The sequence below is a fragment of the Kitasatospora sp. NPDC094028 genome, assembly GCF_049543595.1.
Lineage (GTDB): Bacteria > Actinomycetota > Actinomycetes > Streptomycetales > Streptomycetaceae > Kitasatospora.
The window spans coordinates 298,216-323,383 of record NZ_JBMVFA010000006.1 but is presented as its reverse complement, the minus strand read 5'-3'; the positions used below and the strand labels follow the sequence as shown (position 1 = coordinate 323,383).

General features: G+C 69.9%; 26 protein-coding genes. 17 read left to right on the top strand and 9 right to left on the bottom strand.

The genetic code is table 11. The features are described from left to right. Nucleotide 1: 1 nt before the first annotated feature. Entirely contained in the window at nucleotides 2-1,336 is a 1,335-nt protein-coding gene (locus ACPC54_RS13275; protein WP_498964396.1) for a tyrosine-type recombinase/integrase, read from the bottom strand. A 597-nt stretch (nucleotides 1,337-1,933) separates the two neighbouring features. Here ACPC54_RS13275 and ACPC54_RS13270 point away from each other — a divergent pair. From ACPC54_RS13270 to ACPC54_RS13245, 6 genes are all read left to right on the top strand, one after another. Beyond that, nucleotides 1,934-2,146 (top strand): helix-turn-helix transcriptional regulator, encoded by a 213-nt coding sequence (locus ACPC54_RS13270; protein ID WP_498964394.1) that lies wholly within the window; start codon nucleotides 1,934-1,936, stop codon nucleotides 2,144-2,146. A 193-nt stretch (nucleotides 2,147-2,339) separates the two neighbouring features. Beyond that, complete coding sequence (locus ACPC54_RS13265; RefSeq protein WP_498964392.1) at nucleotides 2,340-3,554, top strand: DUF3631 domain-containing protein; 1,215 nt, start codon at nucleotides 2,340-2,342, stop codon at nucleotides 3,552-3,554. A gap of 268 nt (nucleotides 3,555-3,822) precedes the next feature. Then, complete coding sequence (locus tag ACPC54_RS13260) at nucleotides 3,823-4,854, top strand: DUF2637 domain-containing protein (RefSeq protein ID WP_498964390.1); 1,032 nt, start codon at nucleotides 3,823-3,825, stop codon at nucleotides 4,852-4,854. Between the two features lie 269 nt (nucleotides 4,855-5,123). Then, on the top strand, nucleotides 5,124-5,684 hold the full coding sequence (locus ACPC54_RS13255; RefSeq protein WP_498964388.1) for a plasmid mobilization protein: 561 nt from the start codon (nucleotides 5,124-5,126) through the stop codon (nucleotides 5,682-5,684). Between the two features lie 112 nt (nucleotides 5,685-5,796). Then, the gene (locus tag ACPC54_RS13250) at nucleotides 5,797-6,120 is read left to right on the top strand and encodes a hypothetical protein (protein ID WP_498964386.1); all 324 of its coding nucleotides are present in this window, start codon (nucleotides 5,797-5,799) and stop codon (nucleotides 6,118-6,120) included. A gap of 282 nt (nucleotides 6,121-6,402) precedes the next feature. Then, on the top strand, nucleotides 6,403-7,386 hold the full coding sequence (locus tag ACPC54_RS13245; protein WP_498964384.1) for a hypothetical protein: 984 nt from the start codon (nucleotides 6,403-6,405) through the stop codon (nucleotides 7,384-7,386). 32 nt (nucleotides 7,387-7,418) lie between these two features. On the opposite strand, the gene ACPC54_RS13240 is transcribed toward ACPC54_RS13245, so the two are convergent. Beyond that, nucleotides 7,419-8,504, bottom strand: coding sequence for a UDP-N-acetylmuramate dehydrogenase (locus tag ACPC54_RS13240; protein WP_498964382.1), 1,086 nt, complete (start codon nucleotides 8,502-8,504; stop codon nucleotides 7,419-7,421). Nucleotides 8,505-8,536: 32 nt separating this feature from the next. Continuing rightward, entirely contained in the window at nucleotides 8,537-9,868 is a 1,332-nt protein-coding gene (locus ACPC54_RS13235; protein WP_498964380.1) for an NsdA family TPR-like regulatory protein, read from the bottom strand. Between the two features lie 300 nt (nucleotides 9,869-10,168). Here ACPC54_RS13235 and ACPC54_RS13230 point away from each other — a divergent pair, with 300 nt between their 5' ends. The 11 genes from ACPC54_RS13230 (at nucleotide 10,169) to ACPC54_RS13180 (ending at nucleotide 19,386) form a co-directional block, all read left to right on the top strand. Continuing rightward, nucleotides 10,169-10,384 carry a hypothetical protein gene (locus ACPC54_RS13230; protein ID WP_498964378.1) on the top strand — a complete coding sequence of 72 codons (216 nt, stop codon included), beginning with the start codon at nucleotides 10,169-10,171 and terminating at the stop codon, nucleotides 10,382-10,384. A gap of 62 nt (nucleotides 10,385-10,446) precedes the next feature. Next, nucleotides 10,447-11,439, top strand: coding sequence for an NAD-dependent epimerase/dehydratase family protein (locus ACPC54_RS13225; protein WP_498964376.1), 993 nt, complete (start codon nucleotides 10,447-10,449; stop codon nucleotides 11,437-11,439). Between the two features lie 33 nt (nucleotides 11,440-11,472). Further along, nucleotides 11,473-12,441, top strand: a complete 969-nt coding sequence (locus tag ACPC54_RS13220) for a thymidylate synthase (protein ID WP_498964374.1) — start codon at nucleotides 11,473-11,475, stop codon at nucleotides 12,439-12,441. 5 nt (nucleotides 12,442-12,446) lie between these two features. After that, nucleotides 12,447-14,165 (top strand): carbamoyltransferase family protein, encoded by a 1,719-nt coding sequence (locus tag ACPC54_RS13215; RefSeq protein WP_498964372.1) that lies wholly within the window; start codon nucleotides 12,447-12,449, stop codon nucleotides 14,163-14,165. Further along, on the top strand, nucleotides 14,162-15,223 hold the full coding sequence (locus ACPC54_RS13210) for a glycosyltransferase family protein (protein ID WP_498964370.1): 1,062 nt from the start codon (nucleotides 14,162-14,164) through the stop codon (nucleotides 15,221-15,223). The genes ACPC54_RS13215 and ACPC54_RS13210 overlap by 4 nt, the downstream gene beginning before the upstream one ends. Continuing rightward, entirely contained in the window at nucleotides 15,220-16,062 is an 843-nt protein-coding gene (locus tag ACPC54_RS13205) for a radical SAM protein (RefSeq protein ID WP_498964368.1), read from the top strand. Before ACPC54_RS13210 ends, ACPC54_RS13205 begins: the two co-directional genes overlap by 4 nt. Before the next feature lie 107 nt (nucleotides 16,063-16,169). Beyond that, complete coding sequence (locus ACPC54_RS13200; RefSeq protein WP_498964366.1) at nucleotides 16,170-16,679, top strand: P-loop NTPase family protein; 510 nt, start codon at nucleotides 16,170-16,172, stop codon at nucleotides 16,677-16,679. A 37-nt stretch (nucleotides 16,680-16,716) separates the two neighbouring features. Then, on the top strand, nucleotides 16,717-17,517 hold the full coding sequence (locus ACPC54_RS13195; RefSeq protein WP_498964364.1) for a class I SAM-dependent methyltransferase: 801 nt from the start codon (nucleotides 16,717-16,719) through the stop codon (nucleotides 17,515-17,517). After that, a complete protein-coding gene (locus tag ACPC54_RS13190) occupies nucleotides 17,514-18,293 on the top strand; it encodes a phosphotransferase (protein WP_498964362.1) in 780 nt (259 codons plus the stop codon). The genes ACPC54_RS13195 and ACPC54_RS13190 overlap by 4 nt, the downstream gene beginning before the upstream one ends. A gap of 14 nt (nucleotides 18,294-18,307) precedes the next feature. Next, on the top strand, nucleotides 18,308-18,766 hold the full coding sequence (locus tag ACPC54_RS13185; RefSeq protein ID WP_498964464.1) for an NUDIX domain-containing protein: 459 nt from the start codon (nucleotides 18,308-18,310) through the stop codon (nucleotides 18,764-18,766). Nucleotides 18,767-18,912: 146 nt separating this feature from the next. Then, entirely contained in the window at nucleotides 18,913-19,386 is a 474-nt protein-coding gene (locus ACPC54_RS13180) for an NUDIX domain-containing protein (protein WP_498964360.1), read from the top strand. Nucleotides 19,387-19,439: 53 nt separating this feature from the next. Here the strand turns inward: ACPC54_RS13180 and ACPC54_RS13175 are convergent, their stop codons facing one another. The 6 genes from ACPC54_RS13175 to ACPC54_RS13150 all read right to left on the bottom strand — a co-directional run bounded on the left by ACPC54_RS13175 (nucleotide 19,440) and on the right by ACPC54_RS13150 (nucleotide 24,777). Further along, the gene (locus ACPC54_RS13175; RefSeq protein ID WP_498964358.1) at nucleotides 19,440-20,078 is read right to left on the bottom strand and encodes a hypothetical protein; all 639 of its coding nucleotides are present in this window, start codon (nucleotides 20,076-20,078) and stop codon (nucleotides 19,440-19,442) included. Nucleotides 20,079-20,096: 18 nt separating this feature from the next. Continuing rightward, nucleotides 20,097-20,441, bottom strand: coding sequence for a type II CBASS E2 protein (locus ACPC54_RS13170; RefSeq protein WP_498964356.1), 345 nt, complete (start codon nucleotides 20,439-20,441; stop codon nucleotides 20,097-20,099). A gap of 101 nt (nucleotides 20,442-20,542) precedes the next feature. Further along, nucleotides 20,543-21,568 (bottom strand): nucleotidyltransferase family protein, encoded by a 1,026-nt coding sequence (locus ACPC54_RS13165; protein WP_498964354.1) that lies wholly within the window; start codon nucleotides 21,566-21,568, stop codon nucleotides 20,543-20,545. 149 nt (nucleotides 21,569-21,717) lie between these two features. Then, nucleotides 21,718-22,704: an ImmA/IrrE family metallo-endopeptidase gene (locus tag ACPC54_RS13160; protein ID WP_498964352.1), complete on the bottom strand. Its 987-nt coding sequence runs from the start codon at nucleotides 22,702-22,704 to the stop codon at nucleotides 21,718-21,720. Nucleotides 22,705-22,748: 44 nt separating this feature from the next. Continuing rightward, nucleotides 22,749-23,747 (bottom strand): hypothetical protein, encoded by a 999-nt coding sequence (locus tag ACPC54_RS13155; RefSeq protein WP_498964350.1) that lies wholly within the window; start codon nucleotides 23,745-23,747, stop codon nucleotides 22,749-22,751. A gap of 46 nt (nucleotides 23,748-23,793) precedes the next feature. Then, the gene (locus ACPC54_RS13150; RefSeq protein ID WP_498964348.1) at nucleotides 23,794-24,777 is read right to left on the bottom strand and encodes a hypothetical protein; all 984 of its coding nucleotides are present in this window, start codon (nucleotides 24,775-24,777) and stop codon (nucleotides 23,794-23,796) included. Nucleotides 24,778-25,168 lie beyond the last annotated feature (391 nt).

The following is a 25,168-nucleotide window of genomic DNA, read 5'->3' as shown; positions in this document are numbered from 1 at the left end:
CTCAGGTTGAACCGAGCGCCAGCCCGCTGCGAGGAGGGCACATCGACGGCACGGCGCTGAAGACAGCCTCGATCGCCGCCCTCGTTGTGTCCTCCTCGTCCGGCCACAGGTGCGTGTAGGTGTTGAGCGTGATCGACGGCTTGGCGTGGCCGAGCCGCTTCTGCACCGTCTTGACGCTCTCTCGGTGCTTGATCAGCACCGAGGCGTAGAAGTGCCGGAGATCGTGCATCGTCGCGTCGTCCGGCACCTGGCGGAGCGTCGGCTCCGCGCCTTCCGGCCCGCCACGGCGCTCCCAGCTCTTGAGCGCGCCCTCGTGCTGCTTCCGGAGGGCCTTGTCGGCGACTCGCGCGAGGTTCTCCCAGACCGCTGCCCAGGCCGCGCGACGGATCGCCTCACCGCGCTCGTTGGTGAAGACGAGCAGAGCCTTCCGCCGCTTCCACTTGGCCGGACGCGGGTCGGTACGGTCCTCAATGTCGACCCGGCGAGCCGGGTACTTCTCCAGGTGCGCCGCCAGCGCGTCCATCGCGGGCTTGGCCACCGGGACCATCCGGTAGCTCTCGTGGGTCTTGGGCGGCGCAAGGTACGGCTCGCCCCGGTCAGGGCCGACCACCTGTTGCTTCACCTGGACCGTGCCGCGCTTGAAGTCGATGTGCGCCAGCTCAAGCCCGAACAGCTCGCCCTGCCGCAGCCCCGAGGCCGCCGCCAGGAGCAGTAGCACCCGGTACCAGCCGGGGGCCGCGTCGACCAGGGCCGCCACGACTTCGACGGCGAGCGGGACGATCTCCTTGCGCGGCGGAGGCGGTAGCTTCACCCCCTTCGTCGGGTTGAACGGGATCTGACGGTCAAGCTCCGCGACGCGAAAGATCGCGGTCACGTAGCTGTAGTGCACCCGCAGGGTCGACGGCGCCAGGACCTTCGAGCGGTCCTTGACCCACGCCTGGATATCCGAGGTCTTGACGCCCGCGATGGCCCCGTCGCCGAGGATCGGGTAGATGTGCAGGCGCAGAGCCCGGTCGACGCGCTCGACGGTGCTCGACCCGTGGACGGCGCTGGCGCGCCAGCGCTCGCCGACCTCGCGGAACGTCTCCTTGCCGAGGGCGGGGTCGATGTAGGCGCCGCGGTTGAGGTCGTTGTCGAGGCGGGAAGCCTCCGCGTCGGCATCGGCCCGCCGGGCGAAGTTGAGCTTGCGCTGCTCGCCGCTGGGGTCGCGGTAGCGGACCTGCCAACGCTTGCCCTTGCCGTGGTCGGCGGTGGGGTACTTGCCCTTGTGCTCGCCGCAGGGCTTGTCGGTGGCGCGCGGGTGGGTCTTGTGCCAGGTGTCGTAAACGGTCGCCATTCGGCTCCTCTGGTCGGGGACATGGGGAGGCGCGGCCTTTGGCCGGCGGTGAGGTGGGAAAGTCGCAGCAAGACGATCCGCTTGCCGGGTGATCCGCTGGAAAGAAACGGGCACGGAACCCGTTCTCGGGCGGGTGTTGGATATTGATCGCCCGGCGGCCTTTTGTCAAGTGTGGAGTCCCAAAGGGATTCATCCGTATCCGATCGTCCCGATAGTGACGGATCGTCCCAGGCGATCGACCTCGCGTCGACTGGCAGGCCGAACCCGGTGCAACAACAGGCTGCCCGCCTGCAGCAGGGTCTCGCAGCGATGCCTCTGCGTGCCGCTTTGCCGGGCACAGCGCTCCCTGGCCAGGTAGTCAGAGAACCAGTTCGGGGCCTTTTTAGGTTGCGAGCCGGAGTACGTGGAGAATCCTCCGCACGCCGTTCCCCGGGCAAGGCTTTGCCCCCGCCCGAGGTGTCCGGCAGGAAGGTCCGAGTCCTTTTTAGGTTTTCGGCCGTGCCGCGTGCAGACTCCTCCCCGCGCAGAAACGAAGGCCCCGTTACGGGCCTTGCGGATCTGCCGGAATTCCCCATCCCCTACCCTCCGGAGACCTCTTTGCCGAAGACTTCCCGTGCCGCCCTCGATCGTCGTCCGCTGGCCAGCGCAGAGGAGCTCGCCGCGTACCTCGGCGTCCCGCTGCAGACCGTGTACGCCTGGCGACACCGTCGCCAGGGCCCTGTGGCGATCAAGGTCGGCCGGCACCTGCGGTACCGCTGGGTGGAGGTGGAAGCCTGGCTCGACGGCCAGAGCGCCGACCAGACGGCCTGATCCCGCCCCGTCTCACTCGCCCGAGGAAGCCGGCAGTCCCCTCCTCGCCCCCTATCCCCCGAGCGGTGCGACCGGTTCGCTGTTGCACCGCAGTCTGGAGTCCCTCATCACCTCCACGTCCCACCTGTCCAACCTTCCTGCCGCGGCGGCCTCGTGCCCACCGGTCGCCAAGCCGGGCCACCCCGACGTCCGCGTGACTCACCAGCCGCCCTCGGCGCCCGCAGCGTGTGGAGAGCCTGCGCCCGCCGAAGACGCGGCCAACGACCTACCGGATGCCGCCGCGGTTCCGGACGTGCCGGAGTCGCCGGGTGCCTCGCTGCTGGCGGAACTGCACGCCCATGTCCGCCGGTACGCGATCCTGCCTTCGGCGGAGGCACTCGACGCGGTGACGCTGTGGGCCGCCGCGACGCACCTGCAGGCGGTTTGGCATCACGCCCCGCGCCTGGCGATCGTCGCTCCGGCCCGGCGGTGCGGGAAGTCCCGCCTGCTGGACGTCCTGGTCGAGACCGTCCACGACCCGCTGATCACGGTCAACACCAGTGCGGCGGCGGTCTACCGCACGATCAGCGAGCGGCCCCGGACCCTGCTCGTCGACGAGGTCGACACCATCTTCGGCAACCCCAGGACCGCCGAGAAGTACGAGGACCTGCGGGGTCTGCTGAACGCCGGGCACCAACGCAATCGCCCGGTCACCCGGGCGGTCGGCACCGACCACCAGGCCCGCGAGTTCGAGACGTTCGCCATGGCTGCCCTGGCCGGGATCGGCGATCTCCCCGACACGATCATGGACCGGTCGATCGTGATCCGCATGCGCCGCCGCGCAGACGGCGAGATTGTCGCGCCGCTGCGGGACCGCCGCGACGGTGTCCTGTTGCGAGAGACCCGCGCCAAGCTCTCCCTCTGGGCCTCCCAGGTCCACGAGCAGGCCCAGGCCCTCGAACCGGACATGCCGGTCGAGGACCGGGCCGCCGACACCTGGGAACCCCTGGTCGCGGTCGCCGACCTTGCCGGCGGCTCCTGGCCACGCCGGGCCCGGCAAGCGTGCGTACGTATGGTCGCCGCCGAGGAGGAGATCGAGGAGGACGGCTGCGGCGGGGCGAGGATCCTCGCCGACATCCGCCGGATCTTCTTCGCCCACGGCGACCCGGACAGTCTGTCCACCGTCGCGATCCTCGCCGCGCTGAACGACGACCCCGAGGCGCCCTGGGGCGAGCACGGACGCGGCGGGCTCACGGCCCGTCCGCTCTCCGAGCTGCTGAAGGACTACCAGATCTCCTCGGCCAACATCCGTCTGCCCGATGGCACCCAGCGCAAGGGCTACACCTTCAACAAGTTCGCCGACTCCTGGCGCCGCTACTGCCCCAAGGTCCACCCGCTCCCGCCCCGCGTGCCTGCGAACGCTGCCTGATCCGACCCGCCGCAAGCGGTAGACGCCGTCCCCGCCGTCGCAGCCCATGCCCCGTGCGCCATCACGAAGACGGCACTGCCCCGCCGCCCGTCGCACCGTCCGTCCCGCACCCTTCTGGCGCCCTTGCATCGCGTACGCCACCAGGACGGTGGCGGGACGGACCGGTGAGGCAACAGGCCAAGTGGGGCAAGGCCGTGGACGGCCAAGACGGATGCGACGGCATGCCGCCACCAACACCCCGACCACCCCGAGGAGAACCGCCACCCGCATGCCCCACGTCCCAACAAGCCGTGCCGCTCACGCCCGCCGTGTAACCGTCTGGGACTACGCCGCCATCGGTCTGCTCGCCGCCGCCGGCTTCGCCCTCTCCTACGACGCCCTGCGCCAGATGGCCCTCGCCATCCACATCCGCAGCCAGCTGACCTACCTGTTCCCGCTCATCATCGACGGGTTCGTCGCCTACAGCGTCCGCGCCCTGCTACTCCTGCGCGCTGCCCAACTCACCGCCCGCGCCTACGTCTGGCTGCTGTTCGGCGCCTCCACCGCCGCCAGCATCTGGGCCAACACCCTCCACGCCGTACGCCTCAACCAGCAGACCCTCACCGCCACCGGGCACCTGCACCTCAGCGACACCTCCGTCTGCATCCTGTCCGCCATCTCCCCGCTCGCCCTCGCCGGAGCCGTCCACCTCGGCATCCACACCACCCGCCACACCCGGTCGGCCGTCCCGCCGGACGGCGAAGCGCCGGTCCCCATCGCGACCTCCGTCCCCGTTCCCGGCAGCGGACGGTCCCCGGAAGACGAAGGGTCCGCCGGACCGAACCAGACCGTGGCGGTCCGGCAAACCGGACTGGACCGGACGGCGGACGGGACCGCCGTGCCGACGCCGTCCGCGAACGGACCGGACGAGGACAACCTCCTTGCACCGGCCCCGGACGGACAGTTCCGCTCGGGCCGTCCGTCCGGTGATGCGGACCGCCCGTGGACGGAACCGGACCAGGCGGAGCAGGTTCGGACCGACGACACTGCCGATGGCGAAGCCGCAGGCCAGGGGCCGAGCGGAATGCCTGAGCGGTCCCCGGCCTCCAGGCCCGCCGGCCGTCCGCCGGGCGCGTCCCTGGACGAACTGGCCGACATCGCCGTCCGGACGTGGACCGAATCTGGGCGGCTGAGCCGATCCGTCGTCCGGGACGCGGTCCGTGCTCAGGGCCTCACGCTGTCCGACGAACGCCTCACCACGGTCATGAAGATGGTCCGTCCGGACGAACCGGACGACGACGGACCCGCCACCGGCAACTGATCGGCGCACTTCCGCTCACCCCGGGTGCCTCGCCCGTCCCCGTCCCGCGAGGCACCCGGGCCCTCTCCCCGCAAGCCCGTCCCCGTCCGGTCCCGCCCGCCCGCCGTCCCGGTCCGTCCCAGGAGTCTCCTCTGACAAACCACCAACACGACCCCGAGCGCGCCCACAGCTCCGCCAACGATCTGGAGGCGCTCCTCAACTCGCCTACTCTCAGCACTGATCAGCGTCGCGCATCCGAACCGACCGCCCCTGGCGCAGCAAGCTATCGCGTGGGACCGCCCCAGGGGCAGTCCCACGCAACCCCCTCGCCCATCGGCGAGGGGGAGCCGGCGGCGAGTCGAGCGGGGGCGCTCGACTCGTCACCGGCCACCCGGCACCAGGGGGCGCCGGCTGAGGTTGAGGAGAACAGCGACAGCCCTGAGAACCTCGCTTCGAGCACTCCCGCGCGCCAGCCACGCCGCCGACACCGCGACCCGCAGCAGCGCCCGCACCGCGTGACCGTCCGATACAACGCCGCCGAGTACGAAGAGATCCGCCGCGCCGCCGCCAGCCGCACCCAGACCGTCTCGCGTTTCTGCGCGACCAGCAGTCTGAACGACGCCCGCGGCCTCAGCGCGGGCGATCCTCAAGACCGACTCGATCGCGCAGTCGACGAACTGGCCAACTCCCGCACCCAACTGGCCCGGGTCGGCAACAACCTGAACCAGATCTCCTTCTCCCTCCACGCCAACGGCTTCCACCGCCCCGCCGAGCTCGACGAAACCCTGCGCCTCGTCCGGCTCGCGGTCTCCACGGTCGACACCACCGCAGCCAACCTCGTTGGCGGGTAGGGAAGTCAGGGAAGTTGATGTCGATTCGATGTAGTTCTGGCTGGTTGGGAACATTTCCGCACAGGGTCGTCTTGTGTCGGCTCCCCACCGACCAGAACCCCTGGAGGCGCCCGTGCCCGATCCCACCGACACCGACTGGACCTCCGACCGTCCCGTGATCCGCGCCGTCCCTCACCCGGGCACGCTCGACCCGCGCGGCATCACCATCACCTGCCCGAAGTGCGACGCCACCCGCGACTGGCTCCTCCTGAACGTGCGTGCCCAGGTCTTCGTCCGCTGCCGCTGCGCGGCCGAATGGCACGAGCCCGACCTCACCCGCACCGACTTCGACGAGCACTTCGCCGCCCCCGAACGCGAGTGGGACAACTTCGACGACGCCATGATCGGGTTGGGCTTCGACGGCCTCCTCACCGGAGCAGTCTGGAACCTGACCTGAACAGCCCGGGGAGACCGTCAGCGTTCGGCGGCGGTCTCCCCGCGGGCGGAAATAACCGCAGAAGGGCTGGCACAAGTACCCAGCTCGCGGCTCGCATGAGCAGGTCCGGGGCGAATCGCCAACTGGCCTGCCCGTAAAGGCCGCAGGATGTGATCGTGGTCGCTCGCGATCACGTCGATCTTCGGGGCGGGTGTGTGCTACGTTCCGTGGTCCAACCGAAAATAGGTGACCCCGGCAGCGCGCCAACGCTCCGGGGTCCGGCAACAGGAGTGCAACCTCCCGATGCGTGTCAATCGTAGCGCCCACGCGCGTAACTTCACCGTGCTGCCCAACTCCATGCTGCAGTACCGGCAGCTCTCCTACACTGCCCGCGGCCTGCTCGCGGACCTCCTGTCCCGCCCGGACGGCTGGCGCGAGGACGGCCGGCAGATGGCCGACACCAGTCCCCAGGGCCGAGGCGCGATCCGCAAGGCCCTGAAGGAACTGGCCCAGGCTGGCTTCTACCGGGTCGAGAAGATCCGCATGCCGGACGGCACGATCATCACCGAGACCCACGTCTACGACACCCCGCAGCTCACAGTGCTGCCGAGTGCCACCCGTCCGGTCTCCGGTGACGCGACCACCGGCGGTACTGACGCCCTTCCAAAGGACCGGTTCAAAGTAACCTCCCTCCCTTCCCAGCAGCCCGACGAGCCGGTCCTCGCCGACGAGCCGCAGGCGAGTACGGGAGGGCGGGAGGAAGAGCCCGAGGAGGAGGCCGCCGGGCAGCCCGTGGCGGTGCCGGACGAGCAGGTCCGCGAGGCGGTCGCCACGCTGTTCCGGGTGATCCGCCCCGAGCCACGCCTGCGGCTCGGCCAGGCCGAAGCCGAGGAACTCGCGCCCCTCGCCGCGCAGTGGCTGGAGCGCGGCGCGACCCAAGCCGACCTCACCCAGGCCCTGCTGCCGGGCCTGCCCACCCCGATGCACTCGGCGGTCGCGGTGCTCCGATACCGCCTGGAGCACAAGATGCCGCCCGTCCAGGCCGCTGTACGGCCCGCAGCGGCCCGGTACGCCGAGTGCGCCAAGTGCCACGACCCCGTGCCCCAGCCGGGCATCTGCCGCGCCTGCGCGGGCCTCGGCGCGCGAACGGTCGGCGTTGGCGGAGGTGAGGCCACCACCCGCAGCGGAGCCGCCCGCGCCAGGACTGCCCTGCGCGCCGCCAAGACCGCCGGAATGAACCTGGGGGGACTCGCCATCATCAGGTCAGGCGCCCTTCCGCAAGGCTGAGCGCCCTTCCGCAAGGCTGAGCGCCCGTCCGGTCAGAGGGGTGTCGGGGCAAGTGCCTTCTGCTTGAGCCGGAGGTAGGCCGGCTCATCGCCGAAGAGGTCGGGCTCGGGGGTCAGCTGGATCGCCGTGGCCTCCTGTACGGCATCGGCGACGATCCGAGCTGCTGCGGCGAAGGCGCTGGCGGTGGCCTGGCCATCGGCGACGAGAGTGAAGTGCTTCCCGGACATTCGGATGCCTGGGGCGATGGTCTGACCGAGGGCGAAGCCGGCGGCCTTGATCAGCCAGCTGGCGCTGACCCTGGTCAGGCCGTCCGGGAAGTCGTTCACGGGCGCCTGCTCGGCCCGGAGCGTCTCGGCCTGCCGGTGGTCGACGACCGGGCTGAGGAAGACGCTTCCGACGTTGCGGTTGTCGGCCTCTCCGGGGTCGAGGACCATGCCCTTGCTGCGTCGCACCGCCAGCACCGCGGCTGCCGCCTCGGCCAGCGGAACCGGGGTGCCCTTGGGGACATCGAGCGCCTTGGCGACCATTCCGTAGTTGATCGGGGTGCTCAGCTTCGACGGCCGGAGCCGGAAGGTCACGGTCAGGAGCGTCCAGCGGGTGGAGTGCTTGAAGATGCTGGTGCGATGTCCGAGTCGGCAGTCCTCGGCCGACAGCACGACTTCGCGGCCCGTGTCCCAGTCCCACGCGGTGACGTGCACGAGGGTGTCCGCGACTTCCTGCCCGTACGCGCCGACGTTCTGGACCGGGGTGGCGCCAACGGTGCCGGGAATGCCGATCAGCGTCTCCATCCCGGTCAGGCCGTTGTCGACGGTCCGTTCGACGAGATCTTGGAGGGCATGCCCGGCCTGAACGGTGACGGTGACCGTCTCGCCGTCCTCGCCGTGCTCGAACTCCACGCCCTCGGTGGCCATGCGGACGACGGGCGCCCCGCACCCGGCATCGGCGACGAGGATGTTGCTGCCACCGCCGAGGACCAGGGGCCGAGTGCCCTCCCGGTCGGCCAGGGCGACCACCTCGGGGAACTCGGTCGGGTCGGTCAGCTCGGCGAGGGTCTCGGCGCTTCCGCCGATGCCGAGGGTGGTGAGGGGAGCCAGCGGGACCTGCGTGCGGACGTACATGCGGTACCTCGGGTGCGTGGGGGGAGTACAGGCTATGCGGCCAGGACGGCGGTGATCTGTTCGGTGACGTCGTGCGCCAGCGGGCTGTCGGACTGCTTGAACTCGTCGCGCAGGCCGGTCATCCGCTGCCTGGCCCTGCCGGATTCGAGGTACGAGCGGAGGCCGAGGGCCTGGCGGGTTGCCTCGGCGGCGCCGTCGAGATCGCGCTGCCTCAGCCGGGCCTCCGCCAGGGACATCGTGTGGAGGAGCCGGTTCCGGGGCTGCTCGTCGCCGAAGAGGTGCAGGCCGCGGAGGAGATGCCGTTCGGCGACCGCCGGGCGTCCGAGTTCGAGCCACGCCCGGCCGGCGTCGGCGGCGAGGACCGCAGGCGTCACCCAGTACGCCCACGCAGGCGTGGTGCCGTCCGTTGCGGACTCGGCCAGGGTGGCTGCCTCGTCGAGGGCCCTGGCGCAGTCGTCCAGTTGGCCCAGCTGGGAGTGGGCGCGGGCCTGCCGGGTGGCGAGGAGGGCGTGAACCGCCCCGCCGGGCGTGCCGCCGATTCCCTGCCGAGCGATCTTGATCAGGCGAAGCGCCTCGTCGTGCGCGCTACCCCAGGCCGCCTGGTAACTGAGGCAGGAGACGATGTTCGCGCCGAGCGCGCGGTTGTTGGCTGTGTGCGCGGCGCGGAGCCCGAACAGGAGATAGCGCTGGCCGAGGGCGTTGCGCCCGAGGTCGCACGCCAGCCAGCCGGCCAGCTGCGCGAGCTCGGCGAGCACGCTGTGGAGACGCTGCCCTATGGCCGGATCATAGGAGCCGTTGCGGGCCAAGTGGGCGGCCCAGTGCAGGTCTTGGGTGATCCAGTCCAGTACGAGCGGGCCGCCCTGGACGTCGTCGATCCGGCGGAGCTGGGCGGCACGTTCAACGAGAACGTCGATGGCCTGCGGGCTGATGGTCTCCCCGCTCGGCCGCCCGATGACCGGCTCGTCCTCTGTGGTCAGCCACTCGACGGCCGCGCCGATAAGTCCCTGGCCGGACAAGGGCCGCAGCACTCCGTGGCTGGAGCGCAAGGGCCCTGCCGTGAAGGAGCCGAGCCCCGCCCACGTGCCCTCCTGCGACCACGGCTGCCGCAGCCAGCCGTCAGAGCCGACCACGGTTGCCTTCGTCGGCCACAGGGCCGCGACGGTGATCGTCTCCTTCAGGTGGTGGGAGAGGATCGAGGCGACGATCTCGGGAAGATCACCGCGCGGCGTGGAGCCCTTGAGCCAGCCGTACGGGGCCTTCGGGCTGATGCTGTTCGGGCGCACGCGGTTGATTTCGCGCGCCAGCTTGTCGGGCGACCAGTCGAGTTGTCTGAGGCAGTCGCCGAGCAAGGAGCCTTCGTCCACAGGTGACCTCGGAGTCCGATGCGGCCGACAGTTCTTCGCCAACGTACAGCAGCCACCGGCGCTGACCTCCGCCCTCGCGTGATTCTGACCATTCTGACCGGCACCTGACCTGACTGACTATCACTGCCCCTTCCCGGCAGGGGTTGCAGTGCGTGAGTGTTTCGACACGCCCCAGCCGCCACCGTCGTGAACGTCACCGCCGTCCGGCCCTGGGGCAGCGCGCCCACCCCTGGGCTTCGCGCACTCAGCACCTCGATCGCTGCGGCCTGCAACGCCGCGCGTAGTCCGGAGGAGAAGACGATGATCCGCGTTGTGGGCAGGACGCCTGCCTGGCGCTGCCGCAGCACCGACCGTGACCCGATCGGCTCGGTTCTCTTCACCGCCCTGTGGGCCCTCGGCCACGTCCTTTGCCTCGCCCTGCTCAGGACGGTCGTCCAGCACCAGCTCGCCGTATCGAGCCTGAGTCACACCACGGCGCTCGACGGCGTCCAGTCGTCCACGCCGCACACGGCCTGACCATCCGGCCCGCAGCGGCCACTCATCCAGACACCAACCGGCAAGACCACTGGGGGACTTCAATGCCGCACAACACAACACCCGTAGGCACCCTGTCCCGGGGGGTCGTCACCGGGGCCGCAGGCTTCATCGGCTCGCACCTCGTCGACGCCCTCCTCGCGGCCGGCACCGCCGTCGTGGGAGTGGACCGCCGCGACCCGCGCACCGACCCGGGGGCGGCGACCAACCTCGCGGGAGCCCTCGACCACCCCGGCTTCACCTTCGTCGTCGCCGACTTGAGGACCTGCCCGCTCCAGGCTCTCTTCCTGCAGGCCGACGCGGTCTTCCACCTCGCCGCCCTGCCGGGCGTGCGGGGTTCCTGGGGCGAGCGGTTCGCCGAGTACACCGCCTGCAACGTATTCGCGACCGAACGCGTGCTGGCAGCCTGCGAGGACGTCCGTGTTCCCCGCCTCGTCTACGCCTCCTCGTCCAGCGTCTACGGGACCACCAGCGGCGGCGCCACCGGCGAGGAGGTCACGCCCAACCCCGAGTCCCCGTACGCGGTCAGCAAGCTCGCCGGTGAACAGCTGTGCCTGGCCCACGCGGGCAAGGCCACCTCCACGGTCACGGCGGCGGCGCTTCGACTGTTCACCGTCTACGGACCGCGCCAGCGCGACGACATGCTGATCGGCCGCGCGCTCACGGCGGCGCTCGGCGGCCCCGCGCTGGACCTGTACGGGGACGGGGGCCAGCGCCGCGACTTCACCTACGTCGGCGACGTGGTCCGGGCCGCCACCGCCGCCGCAACCGCGCCCACCACCACGGCGGTGCTCAACATCGGCGCCGGCGTCAGCACCAGTGTGCTGGAGGTGCTGGCCGCTGTGGAGGAGCTGACCGGCCACGCGGTGCCGGTCAACCGGCTGCCCGCCCAGGCCGGCGACGTCCCGGCCACCCTCGCCGACCACAAGCGGGCGGCCGACCTCCTGGGCTGGGCGCCCCGTACCGCCCTCCCCCGGGGCATCTCCCGCCAGCTCGCCCACCTCACCGCCAACTCCCCGCAGCCCGTGGGCGCCTGAACGATCCCACCCCGCCGTCTCACCGGAGGAATCGTGTTCGTCACCACCGCAGACAGCGCGAACGCGCTGTTCACCCGCGCCAGCAAGGCAATCCTGAGCCAGGGCCGCAGCGTCGCGCCGCGCGGCATGGCCACCGCCGAACTCATGGGCGCGTACCTCAAACTGACCAACCCGGCCGCCCGGATGGTCCACCTCGGCCCGTACCGGGTGCTGAACCCCGCGTTCGCCGCCGCCGAGACCGTGTGGATCCTCTCCGGCTCCAGCGCGGACTGGATCCACGACTTCAACAGCCGCCTGGCCACCCTCACCGACTACGGCGCACTGCAAGGGGCCTACGGTCCGCGCCTGCGCCGTTGGCACGGGCGGCTGGACCAGCTCGACTACGTCCGGCGGCAGTTGACCCGTGACAGCGAGAGCCGCCGGGCTGTCGTCCAGATCTTCGACCCGAGCCGCGACACCGCCGGTCACAAGGACGTCCCGTGCACCCTCGGTTACCGCTTCTACCTGCGGGAGGGCCGCCTGGAGATGCACACCAGCATGCGCAGCCAGGACGTGTGGCTCGGCCTTCCGTACGACCTGATCACCACGACCGTCCTGCACGAGCTGATGGCCGGCTGGCTCGGCGTCCAGGTCGGCGACTACCACCACCACGTCGACTCCCTGCACCTGTACGCCCAGCACCAGGACGCCGCCTGGAGCCTCACCGCCGACGCTCCCGCCTCCCCAACGTGGCAGCCGCTCGGCATCGCCTGGGAGGACTTCGACCTGGTGATGAAGCAGGTCACGGCGGGCGAAGCGGTCGGGCACCCGGTCTGGGACGGCTTCGCCGCTGTCCTGGCCAGCTACCGGCTCTGGAAGGCCGGACGCCGCGACGAGGCACGCGCCAGGGCCTGCGAGACGAACGGACCGCTGCCCGAGGCCCTGGCCCTCTGGTACGACCAGCGCGAGCAGAAGATCCCGCTCACCCAGATGCCCACCCCGGCGATCCCGGCGAAGAGGTGACCGCCGTGGCCACGAACCGAAGCACCGTGCTCGGCCTGTGCTCCTACACCCACGACTCCGCCGCCGCCCTGCTCGTTGACGGCCAACTCGTCGGGTTCGTCGAGGAGGAGAGACTCAGCGCCGTCAAGCACGACAAGAGCTACCCTGCCAAGGCCGTCGGCTGGCTCCTCGACGAGGCGGGCCTGACCCGCGCCGACATCGGGACCGTCGCGTACAACTTCACGCCGCAGCAGTACCTGCGGGCCATCCCCGCCGCGCTCGCGCATGCGGTACGGCCCGCCACCGCCGCTCGCGCCCTGCCGCGGGCCCGGTCGTTCGCCGAGGTCGCCGGCAACACCCGCAGGCGCCTGGCCCGCCTGGCCGACACCTTCCCGAACGCCGCCGTGCAGCCCGTGCTGCACCACCGCGCCCACGGGCTGTACGCATTCGCGGCGTCCGGCTACGACGAGGCCGCCGTCCTCGTGGTGGACAGCCTCGGCGAGGCCCAGACCACCACCATCGGCCACGCGAGGCAGCGCGCGAACGGCTGCTCATACCGGATCGTCCACGCTCTCGACGACCCCGCCTCCCTCGGCTACGTCTACGGCGCCGTCACCGAGCACCTCGGCTGGCGGCGCGGGGACGAGGAGGGCACCGTCATGGCCCTGGCCGCCCTCGGCGACCCGAAGCGCTTCCGGGCCCTGTTCGCCAAGGCCGTCCGGCTCACCACCAACGGTTTCGTCCTCGACCACCGGCTTGTCGCCCTGCGGGTCATGGACCGCCGCTATCCGAGGCTGACCCCGGCCTTCACCGCCCTCACCTGCCCGCCTCGCCAACCGGGCGAGGAGGTCGCCCAGGTCCACGCTGACCTCGCCGCCGCCCTCCAGGAGCGGACCGAGCAGGTGATGCTGCACCTGGCGCGGATCGCCCGCGAGCGCACCGGCGCCCGGCTGCTGTGCGTGGGCGGCGGTGGCGCGATGAACTGCGTCAGCATCGGCAAGATCATCGCCTCCGGGCTGTTCGACGAGGTCGCCGTCCCGCCCGCCCCCGGGGACTCAGGCACCGCGATCGGCGCCGCAGCCGCCGTCCACCTCGACCGGTACGGCGACCTGCCGATCGGGCTGGCCCGGGCTTGCTACCTCGGCCCGTCCTACCCCGGCCTGACGCTGCCGCCCGAACCGCGGCCCGGCATGACTGCCCAGCGCCTGCTCGACCCGGCCGGTTTCGCCGCCCGCCAGCTCGCCCAGGGAACGATCGCCGGGCTGTTCCAGGGGAGCGTTGAAGCCGGCCCACGCGCGCTCGGGCACCGCTCGATCCTTGCCTCCCCGCTGAAGCCCGGTGTTGTCGAACGGCTCAACTCCACCGTGAAGTTCCGTGAGCCGTTCCGCCCCTTCGCCCCCGTCGTCCTGGCCGACAACGCCGCCGACTACTTCGGGCTCGGGCAGGAGGCGCCGTTCATGTCGATGGCCTCGCCGGTCACCGATCTGGCCCGCGAGCGGATCCCTGCCATCGTTCACGCCAACGGCACGGCTCGGGTGCAGACCCTCACCGCGAGGGACAACCCGGTGCTCGCCGACATCCTGGCCGCCTTCGCCGAGATCACCGGCGTGCCCGTGCTGATCAACACCTCCCTGAACGTCAAGGGCAAGCCGATCTGCGGCACCCCGGAGATGGCACTGGATTGCCTGGCCGAGTCCGGCCTGGACGCGCTTCTCATCGAGGACTGGTGGGTGACCAAGGCATGAGGATCGGCTACAGCTACTGGGGCTTCCTCGGCCGCGGCATCACCGACACCCCGGACGGCGGACGCAGCCACCGCCGCACCCTGGTGGACGGTCTCATCGCCGCCGGCCACGAGATCGTCTTCCTCCAGACCAACCGCGATCTGACCGAGGCCGGTACCGACCTGACCGCCACCTACCAGTGGGACAGCGGCCTGCCCGAGATCGACGCTCTGTTCCTGGAATGGCGCTGGCCCATCCCCGGCCGCAACACCACCGCATGCGGCAACGCCGGTCACACCTGCGACCTGCACCGGCAGCAGGCCCTCCTCGACCACTACACCCACCGGCACGCCGTCCGCACGGTCCTGTGGGACAAGGACCAGCAACTCCCCGACGATGACCCGCTCCGCGCCCTCGGGCACGTTCAGGTGTGCGAGCCAGCCCTCTATCCGTCGCCCGGAGCCGTGAGCCTGCTCTTCCCGGTCGCCGACGACGCCCTCGACCAGGCCCACCCGGGCGCGCTCGCGGCCCGCAGGCGCCCCCTGCCGTTGGTCTACGTCGGCAACCAGTACGACCGCGACGCCGCCTTCGACGAGTACTTCGCCCCGGCCGCCGCCCAGCTGCCGCACCGGGTGGCCGGGAAGTGGACCGACACCACCCGTTGGCCGCAGGTGAACTTCACCGGCCGCATCCCCTTCGACGAGGTCGCCCCGCTCTACCGCTCCGCGCTGGCCACCGTGCTCCTCGCCCCCGACCGGTACGCGCGAAGCGGCCAGTTCACCCAGCGCCTCTTCGAAGCCGTCCTCGCCGGCTGCCTGCCGCTCGCCCCGCGCACCCTGCGGGGCGCGGAAGCTGTCGTGCCGCGCGAGCTGATCGTCACCGGCGCCGCGGACGTCGTGGCCACCATCACCGCGCTCACCAAGATCGCGGGCAGCCCGGCCCACGCCGACCTGGTCGCCCGCTGCATCGACCACCTCGACCCGTTCCGCCTCACTCGCCAGCTCCGCACCCTCACCGCCGCGCTGGCCGGCACCGACATCCCGCCCCTGCTCATCGACATCGAAGGAGCCCGCGCATGACCCAGGCCGCAGCCGTACTCCCCGGCATCCAGCGGGTCGAGAAGCTCTACCTGGAGCTGCTGTTCCGCTGCAACCTCTCCTGCACCACCTGCTACCACGGTGAGGACCTCAAGCGCCCCGACACCGTCACCGTCGACCAGGCCGCCGCCGCCCTCACCTACTTCGCCGCCGCCTACGACTGCCACTGGGTGTGCCTGCTCGGTGGCGAGCCTCTCCTGTTCGAGGGCCTGCCGACCGTCCTGGTCGCCGCCAAGTCGCTCGGCTACCGCACCGAGATCTGCACCAACGGCTATAAGCGCCGGGCCTTCCTCACCCGGGCCGCCGAGCACCTGGACATGCTCCGCGTCTCTCTGGACGGCGGCACCGCCGAGGCCCACGACAGCATCCGCCGCCCGGGCTCCTTCGCCGCGGCCTTCGACACCCTCGCCTGGGCCCACGGCCGCCAGCTCTCCTTCGGTGCCACCTGCACGCTCACCGGCGAGAACATCGCCACCATCCCCGCCCTGGCCCAGCGACTGCGCGACCTCGGCGCCCGCGACCTGATGCTCCACCGCGTCCGCCTGGTCGGCAACGCCGCCACGAGCGGCATCACGGCCGTCACCTGGGAACAGACCCAGCACCTCCACGAACAGCTGACCGGCATGGACCTGGGCGACATGACGGTCAACACCGACATCCTGCTGCCCGAGCGCTGCCCGGAGCCCACCGGCGTCGTCGAGAAGCTGGAGATCGCGCCGGACGGACGGGTCTACCTGTCGTGCGCCGAGGTCGCCGGCCCCGGCCGAGAGGTCCGCTACGACTTCGACCGGGCCGCCCTGGTCGCCGTCGACGCCGCGTGACAAGCGCGGATCGTTCCGGGCCGGACACCGGCCCGGAACACACCACCACCGGTGGCCCGAACCGAACACGATCCGGTCCGTCGCACGGCTCGGTAGCCTGTAGCGACATGGACAGGATCGCCATCATCGGCTGCGGCGGTAGCGGCAAGACCACTCTCGGACGCCAGATCGCCGAACGGATCAACGCCCCCGTCACCCACCTCGACGGCGTCTACTACGACTCCGACTGGAACACCCTGCCGCCGGAGAAGTTCGCCGCCATCCAGGAAGACCTGGTCGCCGAACCGCGCTGGGTGATCGACGGGAACTTCGCCTCCACCCTCCCCATCCGCCTCAAGCGGGCCGACACCGTCGTCTTCCTCGACATCCCCCCGATCGTGTGCCTGTGGGGCATCCTCCAGCGCCGCCGCCGCTACCGCGGCGGCCAGCACACCGAGCAGGGCGTCTTCGACCGCATCCACTGGGGCTTCATCCGCTACATCCTCGGCTACCGCCGCCAGATGCGGCCCAAGGTCCGCGCGCTGATCGCCGAGCACGCCGGCCACGCCCGCGTCATCACGCTCACCAGCCGCCGGGCCGCCCGCCGGTTCGTGGCCACCGTGCCCCGGCAGACATGACCTGACCCACTTCGCACCGGGAAGGCTCCACCTGTCCATGACCGCCAACCCGTTCCTCGACGCTGCCCGCGTCCGCCACGACCTGTACGGCGACGCCGGCCGCATCACCCAGCGCACCAGCGCCCTCGCCCGCGCCAAGACCGCAGGCCCCCACCCCGCCACCGTCATCGCCGACCTCGCCGCCACCGGCCTGCGCGGCACCGTCCTCGACATCGGCTGCGGACGCGGCACCACCAGCCTCGCCCTCGCCGAACGCCTCACCCCGCCCAGGCTCATCGCCTTCGACCAGTCCGGCGCCCTCCTCGCCGAAACCGAGCGCAGGCTCGCTGGACACGTCGGAGTGAAGTCCATGCGAGGCGACTTCCACGCCATCGCCCTGCCCAACTCCTCGGTGGCGGTGGCCGTCGCGGCGTTCTGCCTCTACCACTCGCCCCGGCCCGCCACAGTGATCGCGGAGATCGCCCGCTGCCTGGCCCCTGGTGGCCTGTCGATCACGGTCACCAAGTCCGCCGACAGCTACCGCACCCTCGACGAGGTGATCGCCGCAAGCGGCCTCGACCCCGAGGCCGTCAGCCGGCCGAGCCTGTACGAGACCTTCCACAGCCACAACCAGGCCGACATCGTGGCCACCTGCCTCGACATCCAGCAGGTCATCCACCACGAACACCGCTTCCGCTTCACCGACGCCGGCCACATCGCCGCCTACGCGGCCACCAACCCCAAGTACCAACTCCCGTACGATGCCGCCGCGATCGCCCAGCGGCTGCGGGAGACCGTTGGCGACGGCCCGCTGGAGACCACCTCGACCGTCACCTACGTCGTGGCCTCCCGCCGATGAGGACCTTCACCAAGACCTACACGGACCCCGAAGCCCAGCGAAGGGCCTTGGCCCACCACCGGTGGATCGCCCGCTTCAACCCCGACGTACGCATCCCCGAGGTCGTCCAAGTCCGCCCCACCGCCATCCACTTCGAGCGCCTCGACGGCCGCCACGGCGGCCCCGACGACCTGGTGACCCTGGCCGACCTTCTCGGCCGCCAGCACATCAACGCCCACACGCGCGAGCTGCACGCCGCCCGCCTGGACGCACCCCACACCCACGACGGCATCAATATCGCCGGCTTCACCGACGACCGCCGCGAACGCCTCCACCACCTCCTGGCCTCCGGCACCGTGCCGGAACCGGTCCTGACGCCCGAGGCAGCCGACGACTGGCTGAAGCGGGCCGCGACCATGCCGGTCGCCTTCTACAAGGACGCCAACCCGCGCAACTTCCTCATCACCGACGCCGATGTGGCGGTCATCGACTTCGACTCCCTCACCCTCGCGCCGTTCGGTTACGACCTCGCCAAGCTCGTAGTCAGCACCGTGATGACCACCGGCCCGCTGCCCGAGGACACCATCCGCCGGGCCGTGGACACCTACAACCGTCACCCCCGCCAGCGTGGCCTGCCCGGATGCTCCCGGCGCGAGTTTGCCGCGTGGTGCGAGTTCCACCACGTCCTCACCACGCCCTACCTCGGCATCAACGGTTACCGGTTCAGCTGGCACACCGCAAGACCGACCTGGGCCGCCGACATCCTCCGGCGCCTCGACAAGGAGTCCGCACCGTGACGCATAACAGCGTGATGAACAGCCGGAACACGGTCTGCGTGATTGTTCATGACAGAAGCACCGACACAATCGCCGCCGTGCACTACGCCGCCCGAAACTGGTCCCCGTACCCCGCGTGGACCGTCCCGGGCGGCAAGGCGGAGCCGGGCGAAGCCCTCGACGAGGCCGCCGCCCGCGAACTCAAGGAGGAGACCGGCCTGCTCGTCAACCCGGCCGACCTTCACCTCGTCCACGTCATCCACGTCGAACAGGGCTGGGATCAGGCCGGCCAGTTCGTCCTCTTCGTCTTCGCCACCGACACGTGGACCGGCGACCTCACCAACACCGAACCCGACAAGCACCTCGCCGCCCGCTGGGTTCCCGCCGGCCACTTCCCCGAACCGGCCTTTCCCACGGCCGCACAGGCGCTCACCGCCTACCGCGATGGCGGTCCCGCCTTCTCGCGCTACGGCTGGGAGCCGACAGCGGTATGACGGCATGGCTGGGTGGGCTCGTCGAAGGATTCTCGACGAGCCCACCCAGCCATGGCCGCCCACGAACTGATACTTGGCCAGATCCGCCCCTACCTCATCCCTCGACACCCGACGACCACCTCGGTCCGGTGGCTACAGTCATCACCATGAGCGACTCCCAGTCCCACGAGGTCGTGGCCCAGCCCCGCACCGCCGCCGGTGTGCTCTTCTTCGACGAGGACGACCGCGTCCTCCTCGTGAAGCCGACCTACAAGCCCGGCTGGGAGATCCCCGGCGGCTACCTGCACACGGGCGAGACCCCGAGCGAGGGTGCCGCCCGGGAGGTCCAGGAGGAGCTCGGCATCACCCCGCCGATCGGCCGCCTGCTCGTCGCCGACTGGGCACCCCACCCCACCGAGGGCGACAAACTCCTCTTCGTCTTCGACGGCGGCGTCCTCCCTACCGGCGAGCTGGACGACATCACCGTCGACCAGGTCGAGATCGGCGAATACGCCTTCCACACCGCCGACCAGCTCGACGCGCTCCTCATCCCCCGCCTCGCCCGCCGCGTCCACGCCGCCTGCGCCGCCAGGACGAAGTCCGAGACCGTCTACCTGGAGCACGGATCACCCCGCCTGTAGAGAAAGGTCTACTGAGACCAGGACCTGGCTGCCTCGGCCCCCACACGGATGCGTCAACCCTTAAGGCGCTTCCACCACGGAAGCAGCTCGTACAGGTGGGCACGGACGGCGTCGAGGTATGCCTTCTCGTACTGGGCAAGCTCGCTCAGGTCGATGACGGTCGGCGGGATGTTCATCTGCGTATCGGCCGTGATGGCGGGTGCTTTCCAGGCTTCGTGCATGGCTGTGCCGGCGGTCCGGCGGAGGTGTTGGACGAGATCCTTGTATGCCTCTCCAACGGCCTGCGACTCGAGGGCGGTCCAAGCCAGGTGATAGGCAAGCTGGGCCTGGTTCTCGCGGAGGATCTCCGAAAGGCGGACACGTTCCTCTGCGGCCTGATCAGCGTGCCGGCGGCGGATGGCGTACGGCAGTTCCTTGTACGTGTTGTACGCGCCGAAGGCTTCGGCGAAGGCCGTTCGCAGGCGGGCGCGTTCTTCTTCGCGGGATCGACTCCGGGCGAGCCACAGATTGATAGTCGCGGTGATAGCGGCTGCGAGGACGGCGCCGGAGACTACTGCGGATGTGAGCGCCCCAGCTCCGGTAGTTGCGGATGCTGGGGCTTGGGACGGAGCGGATGGTGCTGCGGTCGCTGTCGCCGTGGTTGTCGTCGTCGTTGGGGTGCCGGACGGCGGCTCCGGGGTTGGCGACGTCATGTTGCACTCCAGGTTCGGCTACACGTTGGGCTCGGGCATCTGGTGCGGGGCCTCCTGGCCCGGCCACTCACCGGTTCGGCGCCACCACTCCTCCTTGAGCAGGTGCGCAACGATCAGGCCGAGCAGGACCGTTGGTCCATCGCGCAGTACCCATCGCTGCTCGGCCGGATCGTACGGGTACCAGATGCACAGAGAACCGTCGCTGTACCGGTGCGGTGACTCGCTCGGGCCGTCGCTGAAGACGTGCGGTGTCTGGGAAGGATATCCGCCGAAGACGACGGTGATGGTCTGTCGGGGAATGTCCGGCAGGTCGAGGCGTACCGCAAGGGCGAAGCCTCCGCGGTACCGAAGGGGAGGCTTCACGACCCTGGCGGTCACGCCGCAGGCTTCGATACTGCGTTGGAAGGCGAAGCGGAGCGCCGGCCTGGCGAACCAGGCCGGCTCCTGCCACGCCGCGCGCCGACTCACCGGCCCTCGGGCCCGACGCCGTACGAGCGGACGGCGGGGATGGCCGCGGAGAGGCCACCGAGCCCGAGGGCAGCAGTGGAGAGGGGGCCTGGCTGCCGCAGCGCATTGATCTTCTGGGTGAGGCTGCTGGGGGACGGATCGTCGATGTACTTGTAGAAGACCCTGGACAGGGTCGAGAGCACGGCGTCTCGATCGTCGTCGTGGGCGATCGCCTCCTCCAGTCCAGCAGCTGCCGTACGCAGCCTGCGGGAGGCAGTGTCACGCGGGACGAGCAGCCGCACGTTCGGCGACACCCCGGCCGGGTCGACCGTGGCGTTGCCGGAGTCGACCCGTCGAGCCGCCTTCGTGAGCACCGTGCTCAGCGCGTCGGCCATGCCCATCCCAGGCTCGACGAACTCCCAGGCCCAGACGGTCAGGTTGTGGGACGAGAAGCCGGGGGTGGAGTACTGCTTGTTCCACGCCTTCAGCAGCCGCACGACCCGGCGCCGGGTGCGCTGGAGGGCCGCTCCTCCCGAGGTGAACAGCTTGACGTGGCTCTCGGGGTCGGAGGCCTCCCACGTGTCGTTCTTGAGGTTGGGGATCCACAGCCCCGGTGCATCCTTGCGGGTCAGCGCGACGACCAGGTCAACGGTGGGGTTCTGGCCATCCACGGGCTGCCCGAACGTCAGCTTGGGGCCGCGCTTGGAGGTCCCGCACCGGGCGTTGGGGTATACCTCGCGGACCGCAGGGCCCAGCAGCCCACAGAGCTCGGCCGAGATATCGGCAGGGGTCTCGCCACCGCCGTCGGGTCCGAGTCCGGGGTAGACACGGCGATCGAGGACAAGGCCGCCATCTCCGTCGCCGACCGGGTGGATGAAGGTGTGCTGTGCCAGTGATCCACTAGCGTAGGTCCGCAGGGATCCGGGGAACGCCTTGGCCGTGGAGCGGACCAGCGCCAGCCGCTCGCGGGCCTCCGCGAGCGGCTCCGCGTGGGCGTCGATCTGAGAGCGGATGCCGTTCAGGATGTCGTTGGTGTGTCCCATCGGTTTCTCGATTCATGCTATGGGGCGCCAGGGCCCGGCTTCAGACCCGCCGCAGCGGGCCGAGCAGCCGTGTGGCTGCTCACCAGTAACTGACGTCACATCGCAAGAATCGTCCGGCCGAGAGTTCACCGGAATACCGGGAGGAGCAGTCAGGCGCAGTCGCGGCAGGTGGTGCTGGTGCCATCGAACCGGCTCGGTGCCAGAACGAGGAAGCATCGGTCACAGACGCGGTCCTTGCTCATGCGGGCGCTGACGCAGCCGCAGTGCCCGTCAGGGCATACGGCGACGCGGCATTGATCACACGGCGCGGTACTGACCTCGAACGCCTCTCCGCACGTCTCGCACACCCACGACGTGCCGTACCAGGAAGCGCCGGTGCCAGGCCGTGGGACCGAGTATTTGAGCCATGGGACGTTGTCTGGGACGAAGACCGCGACCACGTACTCCTCGTCGCACCAGGCAGCCTGTCCGTACAGGAGCTCACTCGGCTTGCCCGAGCGATACTCCACGTACGTCTTGTCATGCTGTGTCGTCGCCCTAGTCCGCAGCGCTCTCTCGATGAGGGGGGTGCCAGACTGATCGGTGCCCCGGGCCGGGGGGATCAGGCTGCGGGACACACTGAAGATCACAGTGCCGTCGCCGTCGAGCAGAACCACCGCACCACCCGCGATGTGCTCCGCTGCCCGCACACAGCACGCCTCCCGCGACGCCTGGGAGTGGTGGAACATTTCGACCACGTCCGTTGCGGCTGGCCCCCGCTGACGCAGGGTCGCCGGAATCTCGCTGTCTGAAATCAGCACCCGGGCTGCGAACGCGTCGCACGCGGCATCCTCGAAGACCTCCGAGTCCTGCCAAGCGAACAGAGCCTGGCCGAGGCCAGGGTCCGTCTGCTGCAGGTGATGCCCTAGTTCGTGCAACGCGGTGAACCCGCGTCGGCGGTACGACCGGGAGGAGCCAACCACAAGCGTCGGCGGGTCGGTCTGATCCATGTAGCTGCCGGCAACCGAGCATCGGCCTTCCCCGCCCTCGGTTGCCATCGCAATCTGAACGTCCGGCCAGCGGCTCAGCTCAGCTAGTGGATCTTCGCGCAGCGCTGCAAGAGAACCTGGGTGGATCCTCTCGACTGCAGCGAGCATCGCCCGTGCCTGCTGCGGTGCCTCCTCTACGAAGCGGTGCCGCATTACGTACCTGATCCGGCAAGGTCTTCGCCGCGCAGGAACTGCCGGAGTCGGCTCTCCCAGTCTGGTTCCGCGCCGCCGGTTTCGCGGGCGGCCAGCGCGAACGCCCCATATCCACCCGTGAGACGCGCATCCTCTTCGCTGACACCCAGCCGCTTGGCCCGATGCTTCCATGCCTGTCGCCACCGGGGATGCTCCGCTGCTGCCACCAGGGCTACCGGGAGGGGTCGCACCGTGGCGGCGACCGCTTCAACCGGCAGACCGGTCACATCTGCGACTGCCTCCACCTGTCCCAATGCCATGGGTGCCGAACCCCGCAAGATCTTCATCACTTCAGGCTGAGATAGCCCCAATGCTGTGCCCAGAGCCGACAGGTCAGGGACTCTGCCCTTCAACAGCTCTGCGAGCGGAACGACCTTTGCCGATCCCTCCGCCGCGGGCAAACCCGGAACTGACTGTAGGACTTCGAGGTCGTCTTCAAGGACAGCTCGCACGTCGGCGGAAGCGTCGAAGGCCGACTCGGGGGGAATGCCCTGCCGTGCACCCACTGGTACGGATGGGCTCCCGCCAGCCGCCATCTCCGCAGCCCATGCCACTAGATCGAGCTCCCAAGAATCGACTACGCGGTCGAGGACACGCATAGGAACTGGCCCAGCCAGCCCCGCCCACACCGTTGCTTTCACCCCGAACGCAGTGCGGGCGCCGTCCACCACCAGGCACGCTTCATCTTCGCCTGGAGGGTCGATCGTGACCGGGACAGCGTGAACTTCTCGGGTCGCCAGTGCCAGGATCAGTACGAGGACACTCGTTTCCTCCCAGCACGCACGCCATACCTGGCCTGCCGCGAGGCGCACTTCCTCCGGGCCACCGAACCTGGACAGAAGCCCTTCGTCCGACAACTGCTGTGGTGCCACGGCCGCAGCGGCCAGTTCAAGGAAACGCTGAGGCACACCTGGTTCACTCATGGAGTCCTCCCGGCTGACATGGCTGAACAGTTCCACCCATGTTTGACGTCACAACCATCGCGGCGTCCGAGGGACGGCGGTGTCACTCCACGTCGTGTGTCTCGGTGCACAGCCTGATCACCTCCAGTCCCACACCGTGAACGTCATGTTCTCCAACCAGCTGCGATAGCTTCTCCCGAAGGCGCTTCACCTTCAGGGATGCCTGACTCCTGCCGCACCCCAACAGCTCCTGGACCTTAGTCTGCTGGTCAGCGATGGGTACAAGGAGTCGCTCCTCCGGTGACAACATCCCCACGATTTCCGCTGCGGTGACGGCGTTGTCGAGTTCTTCTTCGGCGGCAACCACTACCTCTTCGGGCGATAGGGCTGCATCTCGGTGGGCACCCTCAAAGTCGTCCCCTGTGGTCACGATCACCGGGTCGAGCACGGCCGGGAACCGTGCAGCGAAGACTGCGGTCAATTGAGCGATCTCCATCGACCCACCAGCCGCGCTAAGGACAGCGGTGGCCACGGCAACGAGCGACGCCTTGTCGGCGATCGGCGCCCGACGCGCCGTGCTGGACCACTTCGGTACCTTCACCGCCTGGACCGAATGCGAGGCAGCAACCAGGTCGTCGGTGGCGCCCGACCATGGAGCCCCTCCGCTTCCCGCCAGCCTCCATCGCTTGGCACCAGGCTCCCCTTCGGGAACCTGCTCGAAGCTCGACTCCGAGGACAGCACCGCCTCCAAGCGGCGGCGCAATGCGCCCAAACCCGTCTGCCGCGCCCTGTCGATCAGCCAGTTCCGAATAGACCTACGCAGGATCCGACCCATCGAAGCGTCGTCGGTTGAGCGGCTCAGTAGGTCAGCGGTGAGGGCCTTGACCCGGTCCGCAAGGAACTCGCCGAGCAAGTCCTCCCAGTCGGCCTCCTGCCATCCTGATACAGGAGCCAGTACAGGAAACCGTTGACCCTCCTCCCGCACCAGCCTGTAGACCAGCTTCAGCCCTTCAGGGCCCAGATGGCCAAGGTGATGAAGCTCTTCGAACTCGGAGATGGCTGACCTCCTTCTACGGCTGGCGAACACGGTACGCCCGGGGGCAAGTATTTGTCCCGATCTCGGCCATCCAGGTAGGAGCTGTCCTCGCCGATTGCAGCGGCAACGGCCCGGGCTCTAACGACAGACCGCCGCAGCCGACTGCGAAACGAGGGCACATCCAGGGCACATGCGGGCAGAAAACGGCGCTGACCAGTGAAAACTCGCGGCAAGAGTTTTCCCAGGTCAGCGCCGTGATCGCCGTAAATCCGCAGGCCAGCACGGCGCTCCTGCAGTACGTGAACTACCGCTAGTCGAGCGGGAACAGCGACTCCCCGGCCCGGGAGGCACGTCCTTCCGGGCCGCCCGGGCCGCCCGGGCCGGCGGCCGGCGCGTGGGGCGCGGGATCCGGGGAATCGGGTGCCGGGTCGGCCGTCCGGTG